Annotated in this window: 17 protein-coding genes and 1 pseudogene; 13 read left to right on the top strand and 5 right to left on the bottom strand. The window is 65.9% G+C overall.

The features are described 5' to 3' along the window. The first annotated feature begins 10 nt into the window (after window positions 1-10). Window positions 11-607 carry a TetR/AcrR family transcriptional regulator gene (locus ON20_RS12685; protein ID WP_086008974.1) on the top strand — a complete coding sequence of 199 codons (597 nt, stop codon included), beginning with the start codon at window positions 11-13 and terminating at the stop codon, window positions 605-607. Window positions 608-640: 33 nt separating this feature from the next. On the opposite strand, the gene ON20_RS12680 is transcribed toward ON20_RS12685, so the two are convergent. Beyond that, window positions 641-1,303 carry an O-methyltransferase gene (locus ON20_RS12680; RefSeq protein WP_040835479.1) on the bottom strand — a complete coding sequence of 221 codons (663 nt, stop codon included), beginning with the start codon at window positions 1,301-1,303 and terminating at the stop codon, window positions 641-643. 276 nt (window positions 1,304-1,579) lie between these two features. Here ON20_RS12680 and ON20_RS37920 point away from each other — a divergent pair, with 276 nt between their 5' ends. From ON20_RS37920 to ON20_RS12640, 8 genes are all read left to right on the top strand, one after another. Beyond that, entirely contained in the window at window positions 1,580-1,813 is a 234-nt protein-coding gene (locus ON20_RS37920) for a hypothetical protein (RefSeq protein WP_040835478.1), read from the top strand. A 119-nt stretch (window positions 1,814-1,932) separates the two neighbouring features. Continuing rightward, window positions 1,933-3,690, top strand: a complete 1,758-nt coding sequence (gene ctaD, locus ON20_RS12670; protein WP_051162319.1) for an aa3-type cytochrome oxidase subunit I — start codon at window positions 1,933-1,935, stop codon at window positions 3,688-3,690. 51 nt (window positions 3,691-3,741) lie between these two features. Beyond that, a complete protein-coding gene (locus ON20_RS12665; RefSeq protein WP_051162317.1) occupies window positions 3,742-4,668 on the top strand; it encodes an ABC transporter substrate-binding protein in 927 nt (308 codons plus the stop codon). Window positions 4,669-4,672: 4 nt separating this feature from the next. Continuing rightward, window positions 4,673-5,599 (top strand): amino acid ABC transporter permease, encoded by a 927-nt coding sequence (locus tag ON20_RS12660; RefSeq protein ID WP_040835477.1) that lies wholly within the window; start codon window positions 4,673-4,675, stop codon window positions 5,597-5,599. Then, the gene (locus tag ON20_RS12655) at window positions 5,596-6,375 is read left to right on the top strand and encodes an amino acid ABC transporter ATP-binding protein (RefSeq protein ID WP_083864883.1); all 780 of its coding nucleotides are present in this window, start codon (window positions 5,596-5,598) and stop codon (window positions 6,373-6,375) included. The genes ON20_RS12660 and ON20_RS12655 overlap by 4 nt, the downstream gene beginning before the upstream one ends. A gap of 244 nt (window positions 6,376-6,619) precedes the next feature. Further along, on the top strand, window positions 6,620-8,092 hold the full coding sequence (locus ON20_RS12650) for an MDR family MFS transporter (protein ID WP_040835475.1): 1,473 nt from the start codon (window positions 6,620-6,622) through the stop codon (window positions 8,090-8,092). A 320-nt stretch (window positions 8,093-8,412) separates the two neighbouring features. Next, complete coding sequence (locus ON20_RS12645) at window positions 8,413-9,015, top strand: ClpP family protease (protein ID WP_040835474.1); 603 nt, start codon at window positions 8,413-8,415, stop codon at window positions 9,013-9,015. Then, window positions 9,012-9,602: a ClpP family protease gene (locus tag ON20_RS12640; protein ID WP_040835473.1), complete on the top strand. Its 591-nt coding sequence runs from the start codon at window positions 9,012-9,014 to the stop codon at window positions 9,600-9,602. The genes ON20_RS12645 and ON20_RS12640 overlap by 4 nt, the downstream gene beginning before the upstream one ends. A gap of 6 nt (window positions 9,603-9,608) precedes the next feature. Here ON20_RS12640 and ON20_RS12635 read toward each other — a convergent pair whose 3' ends face one another. Continuing rightward, on the bottom strand, window positions 9,609-10,001 hold the full coding sequence (locus ON20_RS12635) for a helix-turn-helix domain-containing protein (protein WP_083864882.1): 393 nt from the start codon (window positions 9,999-10,001) through the stop codon (window positions 9,609-9,611). Between the two features lie 281 nt (window positions 10,002-10,282). Here ON20_RS12635 and ON20_RS12630 point away from each other — a divergent pair, with 281 nt between their 5' ends. The 3 genes from ON20_RS12630 to speD are packed head-to-tail and all read left to right on the top strand — an operon-like array spanning window position 10,283 to window position 14,083. Then, a complete protein-coding gene (locus ON20_RS12630; RefSeq protein ID WP_083864881.1) occupies window positions 10,283-11,689 on the top strand; it encodes an aspartate aminotransferase family protein in 1,407 nt (468 codons plus the stop codon). A 56-nt stretch (window positions 11,690-11,745) separates the two neighbouring features. Next, window positions 11,746-12,858, top strand: a complete 1,113-nt coding sequence (locus ON20_RS12625) for a type III PLP-dependent enzyme (protein ID WP_040835472.1) — start codon at window positions 11,746-11,748, stop codon at window positions 12,856-12,858. A 7-nt stretch (window positions 12,859-12,865) separates the two neighbouring features. Next, window positions 12,866-14,083 (top strand): adenosylmethionine decarboxylase, encoded by a 1,218-nt coding sequence (speD, locus tag ON20_RS12620; RefSeq protein WP_040835470.1) that lies wholly within the window; start codon window positions 12,866-12,868, stop codon window positions 14,081-14,083. Between the two features lie 3 nt (window positions 14,084-14,086). Here speD and ON20_RS12615 read toward each other — a convergent pair whose 3' ends face one another. Further along, on the bottom strand, window positions 14,087-15,085 hold the full coding sequence (locus tag ON20_RS12615; RefSeq protein ID WP_157228816.1) for an FAD-dependent oxidoreductase: 999 nt from the start codon (window positions 15,083-15,085) through the stop codon (window positions 14,087-14,089). Window positions 15,086-15,344: 259 nt separating this feature from the next. Next, a complete protein-coding gene (locus ON20_RS12610; RefSeq protein WP_040835569.1) occupies window positions 15,345-16,085 on the bottom strand; it encodes an SDR family oxidoreductase in 741 nt (246 codons plus the stop codon). Between the two features lie 407 nt (window positions 16,086-16,492). Between ON20_RS12610 and ON20_RS12605 the strand changes: the two are divergent. Next, window positions 16,493-16,840 (top strand): annotated as a pseudogene (locus ON20_RS12605) (ATP-binding cassette domain-containing protein); the annotation flags it as partial. 259 nt (window positions 16,841-17,099) lie between these two features. Here ON20_RS12605 and ON20_RS12600 read toward each other — a convergent pair. Continuing rightward, window positions 17,100-17,789 (bottom strand): DUF981 family protein, encoded by a 690-nt coding sequence (locus ON20_RS12600; RefSeq protein WP_051162315.1) that lies wholly within the window; start codon window positions 17,787-17,789, stop codon window positions 17,100-17,102. Window positions 17,790-18,167 lie beyond the last annotated feature (378 nt).

Below are 18,167 nucleotides of genomic sequence, written 5' to 3'. Positions count from 1 at the left end.
GGAACCTCGGGTGGCCGAAACCACCGACCGCCGCGCTCTCCTGGCCGACGCGACGATCGAGACATTGGCCGCGGCGGGAATGCGCGGACTCACCCACCGCGCCGTCGACCGCACCGCGAATCTGCCGGAAGGCTCTTGTTCCAATGTGTTCCGAACGCGACAAGCGCTCCTGAGCGCCGCGGTCGACCGGCTCACCGAACTCGACGCAAGCGAACTGGCATCCCTACCCGACCTCACCACCGCCGACCTGGACATGCTCGCCGCGGCGGCGGCCGATCTCCTCCGACACTGGACCACCACCGGTCGCACCCGAATGCTCGCCCGCTACGAACTGGCACTGGAATCGACCCGTCGCCCCGAGCTGCGCACCGCATTGGCCGCGGCCGGGACGAGCATCCGCACCCTGGCCGAGCGCATGCTCGTCGCCTCCGGCGCCCCCGAACCGGCCGTCGGGGCCGAGCTCCTGGTCGCCTACCTCGACGGGCTCGTCTTCGACCAACTCGCCGGCGCAGGCACCCTCGAGCTCACGGCCGAGCGGCTGACCCCACATATCGGCCGACTCATCCGGACGATGACCCTCCGAGAAGAGCCAGGCGCCACCCCGTGATCGACCCGCCACGATGCGTCGGATCGCTGTCCGCTAGATCACGACAGCGAAGGCGAACCCGTCCCATCCCTTCGAACCGACGGTCTGCAACACGGTGGCGTCCAGGCGCGGCTCGGCGGCGAGCAGCTCCACCAGTTCCCGGCTCGCCCGAACGGACGGATCGGTGGATGCCTCGTCGGCCAGGGCGCCGCGGCGCACGACATTGTCAACGACGATCACCGAGCCGGGCCTGGCCAGGCGCAGCGCCCAGCGCACATAGTTCGAGTTGTTCACCTTGTCGGCATCGATGAACACCAAATCGAACGGTTCAGGGTGTTCCGCCTCCAGCACCGGCAGGCTCTCCATCGCCGCGCCCACCCGAATTTCCACCCGGTCCCCGACACCGGCCCGGTCCAGGTTCTCCCGCGCCACCCGCGCATGCCGCCGCTCGTATTCGAGCGTGATCACCCGCCCCCGCTCGCCCACCGCGCGGGCCAGCCACAGCGTGCTGAATCCGCCCAGCGTGCCGATCTCCAGCACTCGGCCCGTACCGATCGACCTGGCGAGCAGATACAGGAACTTGCCCTGCGCGACCGAGACGTCGATCGGGGGAAGGCCCGCGGCGGCGTTGGACTCGAGCGTCGCCGTCGGCGCCGGGTCGTTCACCAAGTGGTCCACCACGTAACGGTCCACAGCCGCCCAATCGGATTGCGCCATATCCAGCAGTCTGCCATCACGGCACGCGGCGGCGGCCGCCGAGACCTCGGTACGGGACGGGCGTGTTCTCCCGGCCCAGGCCTTCTCGGCGACGGTTCCAGGTGGGGTGGGCGATAAAGTGTGACAACGAGTCGGCGGTCGAAGGAGAGCGCGAGCCGCTCCACCAGTTCCGAGAGCGCCATTTCGGTCTGTCTGCTCACCTCGTCGCCGAGGATCTCGTGTTCACCGCGCTCCACGCCGCCGGACAAGGCTGCGGCATCGCCGCACCGGCCTCCGATGTGGCGCACACCCGGGCCCGCCGGCCCGCCGCGTCGGGCATATCTCGACGGTATTCGCACCGTGATCGGTAAACCGGCCGAATTCGGGGAATATCCCGATGAGGACGGACGAGAGGCTATCGTGGAACTGTCTGTGATGGCGGGCGCTTCGATGTCGGCCAGAGCCGGCGCCGGCGACGCCCCCTCGGAACGCATCCTCGAGGCCGCCAAGAGTTTCCACGTCGGAGATTGATCCCCGTACCGAGCGGCACCTCGACGAGCACCACTTCAATACATCGGCGACCTGCGGTTTAGGGATACGGACCGCGGGTAGCCGCGCGGCGAAACAAGCGGACCGGCCCTGGAGGAGCTATGACCGCAGCGCCAACTCAGCGTGGTACCACACTCACGGCAGCCCGGCCTTTCCCCGCGCGGGTCGGCCCGAAGGGTTCGGCCGTCTGGAAGGTGGTGACCACCACCGACCCGAAGATGCTCGGAATCATGTACCTGGCCTCGGCGACCGGGTTCTTCCTCATCGGCGGCCTGCTGGCGCTGCTGATCCGCGCGGAATTGGCCCGTCCCGGCCTGCAGTTCCTCTCACCCGAACAGTACAACCAGCTGTTCACCATGCACGGCACCATCATGCTGCTGTTCTATGCCACACCGGTGGTATTCGGCTTCGCCAACGCCGTCCTGCCCCTGCAGATCGGCGCCCCCGACGTCGCCTTTCCGCGCCTGAACGCGTTCAGCTACTGGTTGTATCTGTTCGGCGCCACCATGGCGACCGCCGGGTTCGTCACCCCCGGGGGCGCCGCCGACTTCGGCTGGACCGCGTACGCCCCCTTGAGCAACGGACTACACTCCCCCGGCGTGGGCGTCGACCTGTGGATCATGGGCCTGGCGGTATCCGGCCTGGGCACCATCCTCGGCGCGGTCAACATGATCACCACGGTGGTATGCCTGCGCGCCCCGGGCATGACCATGTTCCGAATGCCGATCTTCACCTGGAACATCGCCGTCACCAGCATTTTGGTGCTGCTCGCCTTCCCCATCCTCACCGCCGCGCTCATGGGCCTGGCCTACGACCGACATCTGGGCGGGCACATCTACGACCCGGGCACCGGCGGCGCCATCCTGTGGCAGCACCTGTTCTGGTTCTTCGGACATCCCGAGGTCTATATCGTCGCATTACCGTTCTTCGGCATCATTACCGAGGTCATCCCCGTCTTCAGTCGCAAACCCATCTTCGGATACACCGCCCTGGTATTCGCCACCCTGGCGATCGCCGGTCTGTCCATGGCGGTGTGGGCGCACCACATGTACGCCACCGGCGCGGTGCTGCTGCCGTTCTTCTCCTTCATGACCTTCCTCATCGCGGTTCCCACCGGGGTGAAGTTCTTCAACTGGATCGGCACCATGTGGAAGGGACAGGTGACCTTCGAAACCCCGATGCTGTTCGCCATCGGCTTCCTCGTCACCTTCCTGTTCGGCGGCCTGTCCGGTGTCATCCTGGCCAGCCCGCCGCTGAACTGGCACGTCACCGACACATACTTCGTGGTCGCGCACTTCCACTACGTGCTCTTCGGCACCATCGTCTTCGCCACCTTCGCCGGCATCTACTTCTGGTTTCCCAAGCTCACCGGCCGGTTCATGGACGAACGACTGGGCCGCCTGCATTTCTGGACCACCCTCCTCGGCTTCCACACCACATTCCTGGTCCAGCACTGGCTCGGCGCCGAAGGTATGCCGCGCCGGTATGCCGACTACCTGCCCAGCGACGGCTTCACCGGCCTGAACACCCTTTCCACCATCGGCTCGTTCATCCTCGGCGTGTCCATGGTCACCTTCGTGTGGAATGTCTTCAAGAGCTACCGCTACGGCGAGGTCGTCACCGTCGACGACCCGTGGGGTTACGGCAACTCGCTGGAATGGGCCACCTCCTGCCCGCCCCCGCGGCACAACTTCTACGAACTGCCGCGGATCCGCTCCGAGCGTCCCGCGTTCGAACTGCACTATCCGCATATGTCGAAACGGATGCGCGCCGAAGCCCACGTGGGACGCGTGCCCGTCCCCGGTCTGGACGAGCGGTCGGCCGCGGAGATCGGCCCGGCCGATACCGCCCAGCGCTGAGATCGGCCTCACCCACTCCGGTCGCTTATTGTGGCTTCACGGCTTTCCCGAATGTCGGCGATCGGTAGTGGAGGCGCGGTGGTTTGTCGAGCACGCTCCGGCGCCCGAGCGCGGCTGTGGTCCGCACTCGCCGGTGCGCTGCTCCTGACCGCCTGCGTGACCAATATCGAGGACACCGGCCCGGTTCCGGAAAAGGTTCCGGTGACGAAGGTGGACGCGCTCGCGGCGCGGCTGCCGGCCCCGACCGCCGCCGCCGGTGAACTGGTGGTGGGGGTGAACGTGCCGTACCAGCCGAACGAATACCGGGACCGGCACGGGACCATCGTCGGATTCGACATCGACCTGATGGACGCCGTCACCGGAGTGCTCGGCATCCGCGCCCGCTATACCGAAGCGGCGTTCGAGAAGATCATCCCGGCCGTCCAGGCCGGCACCTACGACCTCGGCATGTCCTCGATCACCGATTCTCTCGACCGCGAGAAGCAGGTCGATTTCGTCACCTATTTCAGCGCCGGGGTGCAATGGGCCCAGCGCACCGGCCGCGATATCGACCCCGAGAACGCCTGCGGTACACGCGTGGCGGTCCAGGCCACGACGGTGGAACACCTCGAGGAGGTGCCGGCCAAGAGCGCGGCCTGCGTCGCCGCCGGGCGCGACCCCATCATCATCGAAGCGTTCGACGAGCAGAGCGCTGTCACCAACGCGCTGGTCCTCGGCCAGGTCGACGCCATGTCCGCCGATTCCCCGGTCACCGCGTACGCGATCAAACAGACCGAGGGAAAAATCGAACCGGTCGGTCCTATATTCGATTCCGCGCCGTACGGTTGGGCACTCACCAAGGGCTCGCCGCTGGCACCGATCCTGCGCGACGCGGTGCAATACCTGATGGACAGCGGCATCTACCGGCGGATCACCGCGAACTGGGGTGTGCAGGCGGGCGCGATCGGCACCTCCGTCATCAACGGCGCGAGGAGTTGAGGCGATGACCGCCGACCCGCAACCCCACGATCCGGCCGAACCGGAACCGATCCGAGCGGTCCCGCTACGCCGCCCCGGGCGCTGGATCTCCGCGTTTCTCATCCTCGTCCTGGTCGGGCTGTTCCTGTACGGCGCGGCCACCAATCCCGCCTACCGCTGGGATGTCTACCGGCAGTATCTGCGGGATTCCCGGATCGCGGCCGGGGCCGTGGTCACGCTCGAGCTGACCGTGCTCGCCATGGTGATCGCGGTCGCGCTGGGCACGCTGCTCGCGGTGATGCGGCTGTCGCCGAATCCGGTCTTCCGCGTCACCGCCTGGGTCTATCTGTGGATTTTCCGCGGCACCCCGGTCTTCGTGCAGCTCGTGTTCTGGGGCCTGGTGCCGTCGCTGTACCGGCACATCGCACTCGGGATCCCGTTCGGACCGCACTTCTTCGAACTGGACGTGCAGAGTCTGCGGGCGGCGTTCGCGTTCGCGGTGATCGGGCTCGGGCTCAACGAAGCCGCGTATATGGCGGAAATCGTGCGGGCCGGGATCAACTCGGTCGGCGAAGGACAGCGCGAAGCCTCCATCGCGCTCGGCATGTCGTGGTCACAGACCATGCGCAGGACCGTGCTGCCACAGGCGATGCGGGTGATCATCCCACCCACCGGCAACGAACTGATCAGCATGTTGAAAACGACCGCGCTGGTCACCGCGATCCCGCTGAGCACCGATCTGTTCGGCCGAGCCCGCGATATCTACGGTGTGAACTTCCTGCCGATCCCGCTGCTGTTGGTCACCGCCACCTGGTATCTGGCGATCACCAGCGTCCTCATGGTGGGCCAGTACTACCTGGAGCGGTACTACTCGCGTGGCGTCTCCCGGCAGCTGACCGCCAAACAACTCCAGGAACTGGCCGACGCCCAGGGAGGTGCCCGCTCGAAATGAGCCGGGAGACAGCATCGACACCGATGATCCGCGCCGACCGGGTCTGCAAGGACTTCGGCGCGCTGAAGGTGCTCAAAGGGATCTCGCTGGAAGTCCGGCGCGGGGAGGTACTGTGCCTCATCGGTCCGTCCGGTTCGGGGAAATCGACCTTTCTGCGCTGTATCAACCATCTGGAGCAGATCACCGCCGGACGCCTCTACGTCGACGGGGAACTGGTGGGATACCGAGAGCGCAACGGACGGCTCCACGAACTCCACCCCCGCGAGGCCGCCCGCCAGCGCCGCGATATCGGGATGGTCTTCCAACATTTCAACCTCTTCCCCCATCGCACGGTCCTCGGCAATGTCATCGAGGCGCCCACCCGGGTGAAAAAGCTGCGCAGGGCCGCCGCGACCACCCGGGCCGAGGAACTGCTCGAACGGGTCGGCCTGGCGGACAAGGCGAACGCCTACCCGGCCCAGCTGTCCGGCGGGCAGCAGCAGCGGGTGGCCATCGCCCGCGCCCTGGCCATGGACCCCAAGCTCATGCTGTTCGACGAACCGACCTCGGCGCTGGATCCGGAGCTGGTGGGGGAAGTACTGGCGGTAATGCGGGAGCTCGCGGATTCGGGGATGACGATGGTGGTGGTCACCCACGAAATGGGTTTCGCCCGGGAGGTCGCCGACCGGTTGGTGTTCATGGACCAAGGGGTGGTCGTCGAAGCGGGACCACCGGAGGAAATCCTGTCCGCCCCGCGACACGACCGCACCCAGGCATTCCTGTCCAGACTCCTGTGACGAACCGCGGCACCGGCGCGGCACACGATCCGGACCCCGCGCACTCGCCCGGTTCCCCACAGGCTCACGCCGGGCCGCGGGCGAAAAATCGGATGCCCTTCGGGCGGCGGGCAGGAATACTGACGCGCGGCCGATGAGTTGAACGAGCCACCCCCGTCTGCTCTGGTGTGGCAGGGGATATGGGTCATCGGGGACCCCGCCAGGCCATGTGCCGTTCCATCCGCGAACCCTCCGGAGGTAATCGATGTCCACCGCAATACCCGTGCGCCCGACCGGAGGGCGGACGCCGACCGTGATCCGGTTACTGGTGCTGGCGACCTTCGTGGTGATCTTGAACGAGACCATCATGATCAACGCGATCCCGCGCCTGATGACCGACCTCGAGGTCACCGAACGGGCAGCCCAGTGGGTGTCCACCGCGTTCATGCTCACCATGGCTGCCGTCATCCCGGTTACCGGGTGGTTTCTGGAACGGGTCACCACCCGTCGGGCCTACGCGATCGCGATGGGTGTCTTCATCGCGGGTACCGCGCTGTCGGCCGTGGCCCCGTCGTTCGCGGTGCTGCTGATCGGACGGGTCGTCCAGGCGGGCGGCACCGCCGTGATGATGCCGCTGCTGATGACCACCCTGATGACGGTGGTGCCCGAACACGACCGCGGTCGGGTCATGGGCAGCGTCACATTGGCCATCTCGGTGGCGCCGGCCATGGGGCCGGTCATCTCCGGTCTGGTACTGCAGGCGGGATCGTGGCGTTGGCTTTTCGTGCTGGTGCTGCCGATCGCCGCATCAGTCACCTGGTTCGGCCTGCGTCGACTGGAGAACGTCGGCGAACCGGAGGCCGGGGCGATCGACTGGCCCAGCGTGGTGTTCGCGGCTCTCGGATTCGGCAGCCTGGTGTACGGGCTCAGCCGGTTCGAGACCGGCAGTGCCGCCGTGCCCGTGTTGATCGTCGCCGCCGGACTGGTTCTCATCGGCATATTCGCGGCCCGACAGCTGCGGCTGCAGCGCACCGGCACCCCGCTGCTGGATCTGCGTATCCTGCTGGCCGGTACGTACGCCAAGGCGCTGGTGCTCATGTCGGTCGCGTTCCTGGCGATGCTCGGCTCGATGATCCTGCTGCCGCTGTACCTGCAGAACCTGCGCGGTCTGACCCCGCTCGAGACGGGACTGCTCGTCATGCCCGGCGGGCTGGCGATGGGCCTGCTGGGTCCCACCATCGGGCGCCTGTTCGACCGGATCGGCGGACGGCCGCTGGTGATTCCCGGTTCGATCGGTATCGCGGTCGCGCTCGCCGGGTTCACCCGGGTCTCGGCGAGCATGCCGTATTGGCAGCTGTTGATCCTGCACATCCTGCTCATGGTGTCGCTGGCCGCGACCTTCACCCCGGTCTTCACCCTCGGGCTGGGGGCGCTCCCGGGACACCTGTACTCCCACGGCAGCTCCATGCTGGGCACATTGCAACAGGTCGCCGCGGCCTTCGGCACCGCACTGGTGGTCACCGTCATGTCCACCCACAGCACCGCGCTGAGGGCCGAGGGAGTCGACGAGGCGGCCGCGCAGCTCGACGGTCTGCGGTTGGCGTTCGGCGTCTCCGCGGCATTGGCCCTGGTTGTGATCGCCATGGCCGTACTGCTGCCGAACCGGGCCGAGGCAACCGAGGGATCGGACGAGGACGAAAGCCGCGAGCCCGAACTGGTCAAGAGCCTCCCACACTGAGGGACCGATAAGGGGTGGTTCGGCCGCTGAGTCATCGACGGCGCAGCGGCCGAAATCGTTCTGTCCGGAGTTGTCCCGGTACTCATCGCCTCTTTCCACCCCGCCCGGCAGAACCCGGCGAATCGACTACGGCGCAGCGCGTTCGACACAGACGCGCACTGTGGCGGGCAGGATCCCCGCCGCGAGGACGCGGCCTTGCCCGGCCGGCTCGGCAGCCATCTCGACCCCGAGGGTTTCGTGAACTGCGCTCGCTGCTGTGGGCAGATCCGCTCACAGCAGCACGGGGCGAAATATACGACCCCCCGAGGCACGGTGGACGTATGGCTCACGATGACAAGGCCCCGCTGTTCAGTTGGCGGGCACGCGAACAACTGCTCGGTCGCCGCATCGTCGTCCTCGACGGCGGGCTCGACGACGACAACGGCACCCTACTGATGACGCAGATACTCACGCTCGCGGCGGAGAACCCGGACGCCGGTATCTCGCTGTGGATCCACTCCCCCGGCGGTTCGGTTCCCGCGATGCTCGCCATCCGCGACGTCATGCGACTGGTGCCGTGCGAGGTCTCCACCCTGGCTCTGGGCCTGGCCTGCAGCGCCGGCCAGTTCCTGCTGTCGTCGGGCGACCGGGGACGGCGTTTCGCCCTGCCGCACTCTCGCATCCTGATGCATCAGGGTTCCTCCGGGATCGGCGGCAGCGCGGTCGAGGTGGAGGCGCAGGCCGACGATCTGCGCCACACCGTGGAGACGGTGCTCGGTCTCATCGCCGAGGACACCGGCCAACCGTACGAGCGGGTCTACGAGGATTCACTGCACGACCGCTGGTTCACCGCCGAGCAGGCGAAGGAGTACGGGTTCATCGATCACATCGTCGACTCGTTCGCCCAGGTCGTTCCGCAGCGTCAGAAGGTCGGCATCTCATGAGCACCTACACCATTCCCAATGTCATCGCCCGGCAGCCCGGTGGCGAGCGGATCATGGACGTGTATTCGCATCTGCTCGCCGAACGGATCGTCTATCTCGGCACCCCGATCGATTCGGGCGTGGCCAACGCGCTCATCGCGCAACTGCTGCATCTGGAATCGGAGAACCCGGAGCAGGAGATCAACCTGTACATCAACTGCGAGGGCGGCGAACTGCCCGCGATGCTCGCGGTGTACGACACCATGCGATACATCAAGGCACAGGTCCACACCACCTGCGTGGGCCAGGCCATCGCGGTCGGCGCCGTATTGCTCGCCGGTGGCGAACCGTGGAAACGCGCCATACTGCCGCACGCCCGGGTGGTACTGCACCAGCCGGCGGCCCGTGGCCAGGGCGCGATCCCCGACCTGATCCTCCAGGCCGACGAGCTGGTGCGGATGCGAGCGGAAATCGAGACGATCCTGTCGCGGCACACGGGCCAGGCGCCCGAGACGCTGCGCCGCGACACCGACCGCGACCGGGTGTTCACCGCCGATGCCGCCGTGGAATACGGCCTGGTCGACCGGGTGCTGCAGTCGCGCGGGTGAGGCGGGTCAGGCCGCGAGCAACATGGCCTGCACGCCCGCCCGCGGGGTACGGGCAGGAGCGACGGCCGGGCGGGTCGAGGTGATGCGCTCCCCACGCAGCGCCTCCGACACCTGGCCGGTCAGTTCGCCCAACGAGGTGCCGAGCGCGCCCGCGAGTGCCGCGATCATCTCGCTCGACGGTTCCTTGCGGCCGCGCTCCACCTCGGACAGATACTGCGGCGAGACACCGGCCCGCCCGGCCGTCTCCGCCAGCGTCCGGCGCTGCTCCTGCCGCAGCTCACGCAGCCGAAGTCCGAGCACCTCGCGCCACAGGGGTTCTCGGACGGATTGCGGCCGCGGTCGCCGGTTCCCGTCATCGCGTCCACCGGAAATCGAATGCAGCATCGGATGCTCGCCCATAGGGCGGAGTGTACCGTCGCGACCGGTCGCACCACCCTGCATTCCGCTCTGAGTGGATATCCGCCGGCTCGCGCCGCGGCTCCCTGGCTGTCGTGACGACATGAGGGACGGCATTTCCCCTCATCGTCCGCATGCCGAAATACTGCCAATGCGGCCGCGACACCGTGGCGGTGAAGGTATTCCCGGCCTCGGCCGGGCCGAACATAGGGAATTCCCTACTCCCCCCGCGGCGTCCCGAACTGCCAGTCTTCATGTAGTTCGTACGTTATACAACACAGGCCATGATTCGGCCCCCGACACTGTGCAGGACATCGACTGTGACTGTTCACGATCCCCGCGAGAATTCCGCCGCATCCGACCACCTTTGGATGCACTTCACTCGCCTCGCATCGAGGGATGTTTCGGATACGGCGGTGATGGTGCGGGGGGAGGGGCCCTACGTTTTCGACGCTACCGGCCGCCGCTACCTCGACGGGCTGTCGGGGCTCTTCGTGGTGCAGGTCGGCCACGGCCGGTCCGAGCTCGCCGAGGCCGCCGCCCGCCAAGCGAGTGAACTAGCGTTCTTCCCGCTCTGGTCGTATGCGCATCCACCGGCAATAGAGCTGGCCGCCAGGCTCGCGGACATGGCACCGGGCGACCTGAACCGAATCTTCTTCACAACGGGCGGCTCCGAAGCCGTCGAGACGGCGTGGAAGCTGGCCCGCGCCTATCATCGGCGCACCGGTCACCCACTGAAGCACAAGGCGGTATCCCGCTATGCTTCGTATCACGGCACCTCGATGGGTGCGCTGTCGATTACCGGACTCCCCAGTGCGCGCGTCGACTTCGAGCCCCTCGTGCCTACAACCATTCGCGTTCCCAACACGAACTACTATCGACGGGACGACCGAAGCCTCGCGCCGGGTGAGTTCGGACTATGGGCTGCCGACAAAATCGCCGAGGCCATCGAGCAGGAGGGGCCCGAAACCGTCGCGGCCGTCTTCATCGAGCCGGTGCAGAATTCAGGCGGTTGCATTACGCCTCCTCCGGGCTATCTCCAGCGGGTCCGGGAGATCTGTGACCATTACAATGTCTTGCTCGTTTCGGACGAGGTGATATGTGGGTTCGGTCGGCTCGGAGCCGACTTCGGCGCGATACGATACGATTTTCAGCCGGACATCATTACTTGCGCCAAGGGATTGACATCCGGTTACGCTCCACTCGGGGCGATGATCGCTCACGATCGGTTGGTCGAACCGTTTTTGGCAGAACGTGAATGGTTCGCTCACGGATTCACGTACGGCGGGCATCCGGTGGGAGCCGCCGTTGCGCTGGCCAATCTCGACATCATTGAAAAAGAGCAGCTCAACAATCACGTGGATGCAAACAGTAGCGTATTCCGATCCTACCTCGAACGCCTCGAAGACCTTCCCCTGGTGGGTGACATCAGAGGCGACGGATACTTTTACGGAATCGAACTGGTGAAGGACAAGGAAAGTCGCGAGACGTTCAGCGTCGAGGAGAAGGAGCGGCTGCTTCGCGGCTATGTCTCGAAAGCACTGTTCGAAGGTGGACTCTACTGCCGAGCGGACGACCGCGGCGACCCGATAATCCAGCTCGCTCCGCCCCTGATCTGCGAGGAGAAACACTTCGCGGAAATAGAAGAAGTGCTACGAGCAGTGCTGAGCGAGGCCGCGAATCGATTGTGAGGGCGGACCGGACCTGTAGAAACATCTCTGTCTGCTGCCCAACCGAAAGATTCACCGTGCTCGACTCCCCTTACCTTCTCGTCGACCCCGAACGGGTGCGCCAGAACTACCGCCTCCTCGATACTGCCCTGGTCCGGGCCGGTCGGCGGGCGCGTATCCGGTTCGCCGTGAAGGCGAGCCCGGTGCCGGAAATCGTGCGCGTCCTCGATGCCGAGGGCGCCGAGTTCGACGTCGCGAGCATCGGGGAGATCCGGATGTGCCGCGAGCTCGGTGTCGACGCCGATCGCCTCTATTACGGCAACCCGATCAAGAAGGCCGCCGATATCGCCGCCGCCCACGAGCTCGGGGTGCGCCGATTCGCGTTCGACACCGAGGATGACCTGTCGCGTATCGCCGAACACGCGCCCGGCGCCCAGGTCGAATGCCGGTTCCTGGCGGCCGCGCCGCAATCGCGTACGCCGTTCGGCACCAAGTTCGGCTGCTCACCGGACGAGGCCGTTCGGCTGCTGATCCGCGCCCACGACCTCGGCCTCACGGTAGCGGGCCCGTATTTCCATGTCGGCTCGCAACAGTTGGATCCGGCCGCCTGGCGGATCGGTATCGAACAGGCCGCCGGCATTGTGAAAGGCCTGGCCGCCAAGCAGATTCCGGTCACATCGGTGAACATCGGCGGTGGTCTGCCGGTCTCCTACGTCGACACCGCGCCGAGTCCGGACGAGATCGCCGCGGTCGCGGTCGGTGCCGTCGTGGAGTTGCTGCCCGAGGCCGCCGAATTGGTGGTCGAGCCGGGGCGGGCCTTGGTCGCCACGGCCGGAGTGGCGCACGCCGAGGTGGTCGGGGTACGGACCGCACCGGACGGGCGACGTTGGGTGTATCTCGATATCGGCCGCTACAACGGTATGGCCGAGACCGAGAACGAATACATCGCATACCGCTTCGTCACCGAGCGGGACAGTGATCCCCTCGACGTGGCCGTGGTGGCCGGACCGACCTGCGACGGCGACGATGTACTGTATCAACGCACGCGAGTCCTTCTGCCGACCACATTGCGAGCCGGTGATCGCGTGCAGATTCTCGACACCGGCGCCTATACCGCGAGTTATTCGTCGGTGTCTTTCAATGGTTTTCCGCCCCTGACCGTGCATGTCTTGGGCGCTGAGGGAGAGTGAGTGGCCCATGACGGCGGAATTCACCGGCCGGCACGTGCTGGCCGAGTTCGGCGGTGTCGAGGCAGGTCTCTGCAATGATCTCGAACGCCTCGAAACAGCGTTGCGAGAATCGCTGGTGGGCGCTGATATCACTATCTGCGATATGGTGCACAAGCAGTTCGAGCCGCAGGGTGTGACCGTACTGGCGCTGCTGTCGGAATCGCACGCCTCGATCCACACCTACCCCGAATCCGGCGATATCTTCGTAGACGTGTTCACCTGCGGCAGCATCGGCGTCAAGGCCGAGAAGGCCGTATATCTGCTACGAGAGTGGTTGGCGCCCAAGGAAGTCCGTATGTCCACGGTGCACAGGGGACGGGCCGGTCAACGGGTCGAGGAGCCCGTCGGTTCGGGCCTGACCAGGATGTGGGACCTGTCGGAGGTGTTGGTCGACACCCACACCGATTTCCAACATCTGCTCATCGCGCGGACCGAGCAGGGCATCGGCCTGTTCTCCGACAACGACCGGCAGTCCACCGAGTTCTCCCAGCTCACCTACCACGAGGCGATGATGGTGCCCGCATTCGTGCTGGCCGAGAAGCTGGACAACGTGCTCATCATCGGATCCGGTGAGGGTGTGGCCTGTCAGATGTCGGTGGCGGCCGGCGCCACCCGGGTCGATCACGTCGATATCGACCGGACCGCGGTGCAGTTGTGCGCCGAACATCTGCCTTACGGCTACACCCCCGACGAACTCGCGGCGGCAGTCGAGGGTTCCGGCCCGATCCGGATGCACTATGCCGACGGCTGGGACTTCCTGGCCGAGGCCGAAGCGGAGGGCGTGCGCTACGACGTCATCGTGATCGACCTGCCCGACGAGCGGCCGGAGGACGCCCAGCACAACCGCCTCTACGAGACGGAGTTCCTGCAGCGATGTCGCGCCCTGCTCGCCCCCGGGGGCGTGCTCGGCGCCCAGGCCGGCTGTGCGACCATGTGGCGCAACGAGACCCTGAAGCGCTCCTGGCAGCGTTTCCACGAACAGTTCGGCACTGTGCTCCACTACGGCAGCGACGAGCACGAATGGTCGTTCCTGTTCGGCCGGGTCGACACCGTCGACGATCCGGTCCCCGGCATGATCGACCGCCTCGGGCAGATACCGTACAAAGCCGACACAATCGACGCCCGCGCCCTGGTGCGCGGCGCGATCGAACCGTACGCGCTGCGCAAGACGCACGCGCCGTCCTAGGTGTCACAATCGCAGCGCCGCGGCCGTAATGGTCGCAGGACGCTGCCCCGGGACCGTCCGGTAGGCGGCTCGCGCTGCCGGACGGCGGGTCGCGGTGTAGCGCTCGAGGGCTGCGGCAACGGAATCCGTATCGCGTATCGCCTTCGCCAGGGTGATCGCGTCCTCGATGGCCGAGGTCGCACCCCGCCCCGCCGCGGGAGAGACGGCGTGCGCGGCGTCGCCGATGAATACCGTGCGTGTGGTGTGCCGGACACCCTCGGGTTCCAGTTCGTAGAGCGCGATGGGCGCGCCGACTTCGGAGCGGTCCGGCACCTGGGCCACCGAGGTGCCGCGGAGTACCTCGGTGTAGGTGTCCGGGTCGACCGTATCCGTGGGGACATTGACATTTCGCCTGCTGAACCAGAACGAGCCGTCACGTTTATCGCCTACATAACCCACCACTCCCGCGGAGTGCGTCCAGAAGTGCAGCACACCCATCGGCAATTCACGGACGGGTTCCGGGCAGTGTCCGTATCGGATCAATTGACCCGTGAAGGCAGGCTCACGGAGGTCGCCCGGCATCCGCCGGGTGGCCGACCGGGCACCATCGGCGCCGACCAACAGATCACCCTCGAGAACGCCGGGATCGACCGAAGTTCCGTAAGCGCAGCCGACGCCTTCCGTATCGAGCCGTGCGCGCAGCAGGGACAGCAGGTCTCGACGCCACACATGGGTGCTCGACCAGCGGTGGCCCGGTTCGATGCGGGCGAATGAGTTCGTTCGCCCGGTTACCGTGTCCACACTGTTGACGCCGAGGACCGGAAAGCCGATCTCCCTGACGCTTTCGGCCAGACCGAGTTGGTCCAATGCGGTCAGCGCCGTCGGGCCGAGGGTCACCCATCCGCTTACCTCGGTCGCGCGAGGCGTTGCCTCGTGAACCTGGACGGTGGCGCCGATTTTCGCCAACGCCAGTGCGGCGCAGGCCCCGCCGATACCGCACCCGACAACCGTTGATCGAACCATCAGAAAAGACGCCTTCCCCGCATGCGAATCCGCTGCCGAGGCCATACGCCTCGGACATACATATCGATGGATACCATTGTGCCGAGGAACTACCGGCCCGATGGGGTCCGGCGTCGGGCGGGACACGCTTCACCGGATGATTTGCGCGGTCGGACGGCCGCGGTGCCCGGTTGCGGCGAGTCGGCGGCCTGGTCGGGTATTCCGTGGTGGCCTGTCGGGGATGTTCGCTGCCGGCGGAGCGTGGGGCCGATTTCCTGGTTCAGTGGGCCGCCCGGAGCCAGTCCCGGTAGTGCGTGGGGGCCAGGTGTGCGTCCGGTCCCGCGATGAGCGCGTCATCGGTGACGGCCGCGAACATACCGGCCGTGTCGTCGGTGACGACGGTTCGGCCGTCGTGCTGTGCCGCGAGGGTGATCCTGCCGAGTTCGTCGAGGGAGAAGACGTCCGGACCGGCGACATTACGGATACCTCGCAGCGGGGTGCCGGTGGAGACCTCGACAACCGCGTCGACGACTTCGGCGGCGGCCATCGGCTGGATGCGAGTGGCGGGCAGGCGAACGGTATCGCCGTCGGCGGTCCAGGATATGACCGCGTCCATGAATTCGAAGAACTGGGTCGCGCGCACGATGGAGTATGGCGTGGGCCCCTGCCGAAGCAGTTCCTCCTGCAGGGCCTTGGCCCGGTAGTAGTCCAGCTGCGGCACCCGATCCACTCCGACGATGGAGAGGACGACCTGGTGTCGGACACCGGCACGCTCTCCCGCGGCGAGCAAGTTGTTCATAGAAGTGCGGAAGAAGTCCAGGGAGGCCTCGTCGAAGGTCGGCGAGTTCGCCACATCGGTCACCACGTCGGCGCCCTCCAACGCCTGGTCCAGGCCCTTCCCCGTGATCAGATCGACACCGGTGGACAGCGCCGCGGGTACGGCCTCGTGTCCGGCCGCGGTCAGCTTCCGAACCACCTGGGAGCCGATCCGTCCGGTACCGCCGATGACTACGAGCTTCATGGTCTCCCCTTTCCCGGCGTGCCGTCCGGGCATGCCGCAGTTCATAGAGGTCGGTTGCACTGGTGTCCGAAGTCCTGTTCACAGCGGCGATCCGAAATCGCTGCCGTTCTTCTCTCGGCCGTGGCACGAGTGGTCGACCACCTCGCCGCACTTCCAGCATCCCATTGGCAAACCGGTGGTGGAACATGTATGCCAAAAGGGCGATGAATCCGAGCCCTGGCGGGGCAACCTGCCGCGCCGCCCCCTTCGGACCGACCGGGGCCGTGAGCTTGATATCCGCGGCCGCCAGGGGTGCGGCCGGCGCAGGGCGGTACGGGCTTGCCACCAGGATCGGTCCGGGCGCTCGGTGGTGCCGATACCCGCGCACACATTCGCCGGAATACGGGCCGGGTCCACCGCGGTGGGCGACGAATGTCGGCGAAGGCGGCGCGCTGCTGTCCCGTGGTGAGCGCCAACGTGTCTCGATCGCGCGGGCATTGCTGAAGAACGCGCCCGTCGTATTGCTGGACGAGGTGAGTTCCGCACTGGACCCGGTGAACGAGGCGGCCGTCCACGAAGGTATCGAGCGTCTGATGGCGGGCCGAACGGTGGTGATGGTGGTGCATAGGCTGCGAACCGTCCAACGCGCCGATCGCATCGTCTTTCTGGACGGTGGCCGGATCGTGGAAGCGGGCAGCCACGACGAGTTGCTGTGTCGCGGGGGCCGCTACGCCGATTTCTGGAACATCTCCATGACTTCCGTCTCGAGCGAGTGAGGAAGGCCGCCCGACGCGGAAGAAGTGGTGTCCCGTCCCGGGCGAGACGCCTTCCGCATATCGAGACCCATCCGCGGCGCCCGGGAACGATCCTCGGTGTTCGGTTTCCGGCCTTGTGCCGGCAGATGCCGCCCTCGGGGGCACCGCGAAGAAACAGTGGAAACGCAGCCATAAAACGTCGAGCGGTCGTATGCTCTACGAAAATTGGCATACGCAACAGCACGGTATCTGCCGGTGGCCGATACCGTGATTCGAGAGCCTATGATCGAAAATTGAAATCCATGCCGATATGGGTGTAGTAAACAAGGACCGCCACCGCAAACCAGCCGAGGCCGGCGAGGAACAGAGAAATCCCACTGACCGCCATTATCGTTCGACTGCGGATATAGAACACCAGGGGAACCAGTAAGCAGGCGACCGCCGGCAGAGCATACAGCAGGCAAAGGATCATGTTGAGAATGCTCTTCGTCGGCTCCGTGCCGAGAACCGGCTCCTGTTGGGGTGCCGTTGCGAACACTTCATACCGAAATGCCGCGACCGTACACGCCGCAAGAACAAGCCCCGTTCCGAACACAATCCATACCACTGGCCACAAAACGGCGGTCAGATAGCTGTTGAACTCGACATCTCCATTGCCACTACGACGCAAATCCAGGAGCAGTTGCCCTCTGCGCCACAGGAAGAATGCACCGAGCATCAGCAGTATGCCGAATATCAATATCGGTTCGCCGAACATGAAGTTCTTGAATCGTTCCGGGGACTGCAGCGGCCAAGAGAGAGTCATATGAGCACCGAGCGCGGCCAGTACCCCTCCCAGGCCGGCGAAAGACAACGCCCAACCATCGAAACTCGGCAGATTCTTCTGCTTGTACAGCCTGTAACCGAGCGTGGAGATGAGCATCATGCCGAGACCGGCCGCCATCCCCATAAGAGTGGTGTACGTGACCATTTTATTCCTAATTCGACCGGCGCTCGAATAGCGCACTGAAGTCGGTTCATCTTATGGACCGCTATTCGTATTGTCAATAGCCTTTCGATAGCCCGAGACCTCCCATGGTCGGTGATACAGCACTCCGCTGATGACCGGTAAATTCTCCATGGACGGGCCATATAACGCCCGCTCCACCACGCGCGCCGAATGCGCCTGTGGAGCGTGAGCCGCTGGTGGTGGAATTGAGAATCAACGCTGACTCGTGCCGCCTACAACAACGCCGGCGCGGACGATCGCATGGCGGGGATCGTCGACAAGTACAACCGGGTACAGGCCCGACTCGGTGGCGAAGCAAGTCGGCTGCTCCAACCTGACGACCACACCCACCAGCACCGA

Origin of the sequence: Nocardia brevicatena NBRC 12119, from assembly GCF_000308495.1 — a bacterium.
In the GTDB taxonomy this organism is placed as follows: domain Bacteria; phylum Actinomycetota; class Actinomycetes; order Mycobacteriales; family Mycobacteriaceae; genus Nocardia; species Nocardia brevicatena.
Note: the sequence above shows the minus strand (reverse complement) of the source record. Positions and strands in the feature narration are given on the sequence as shown.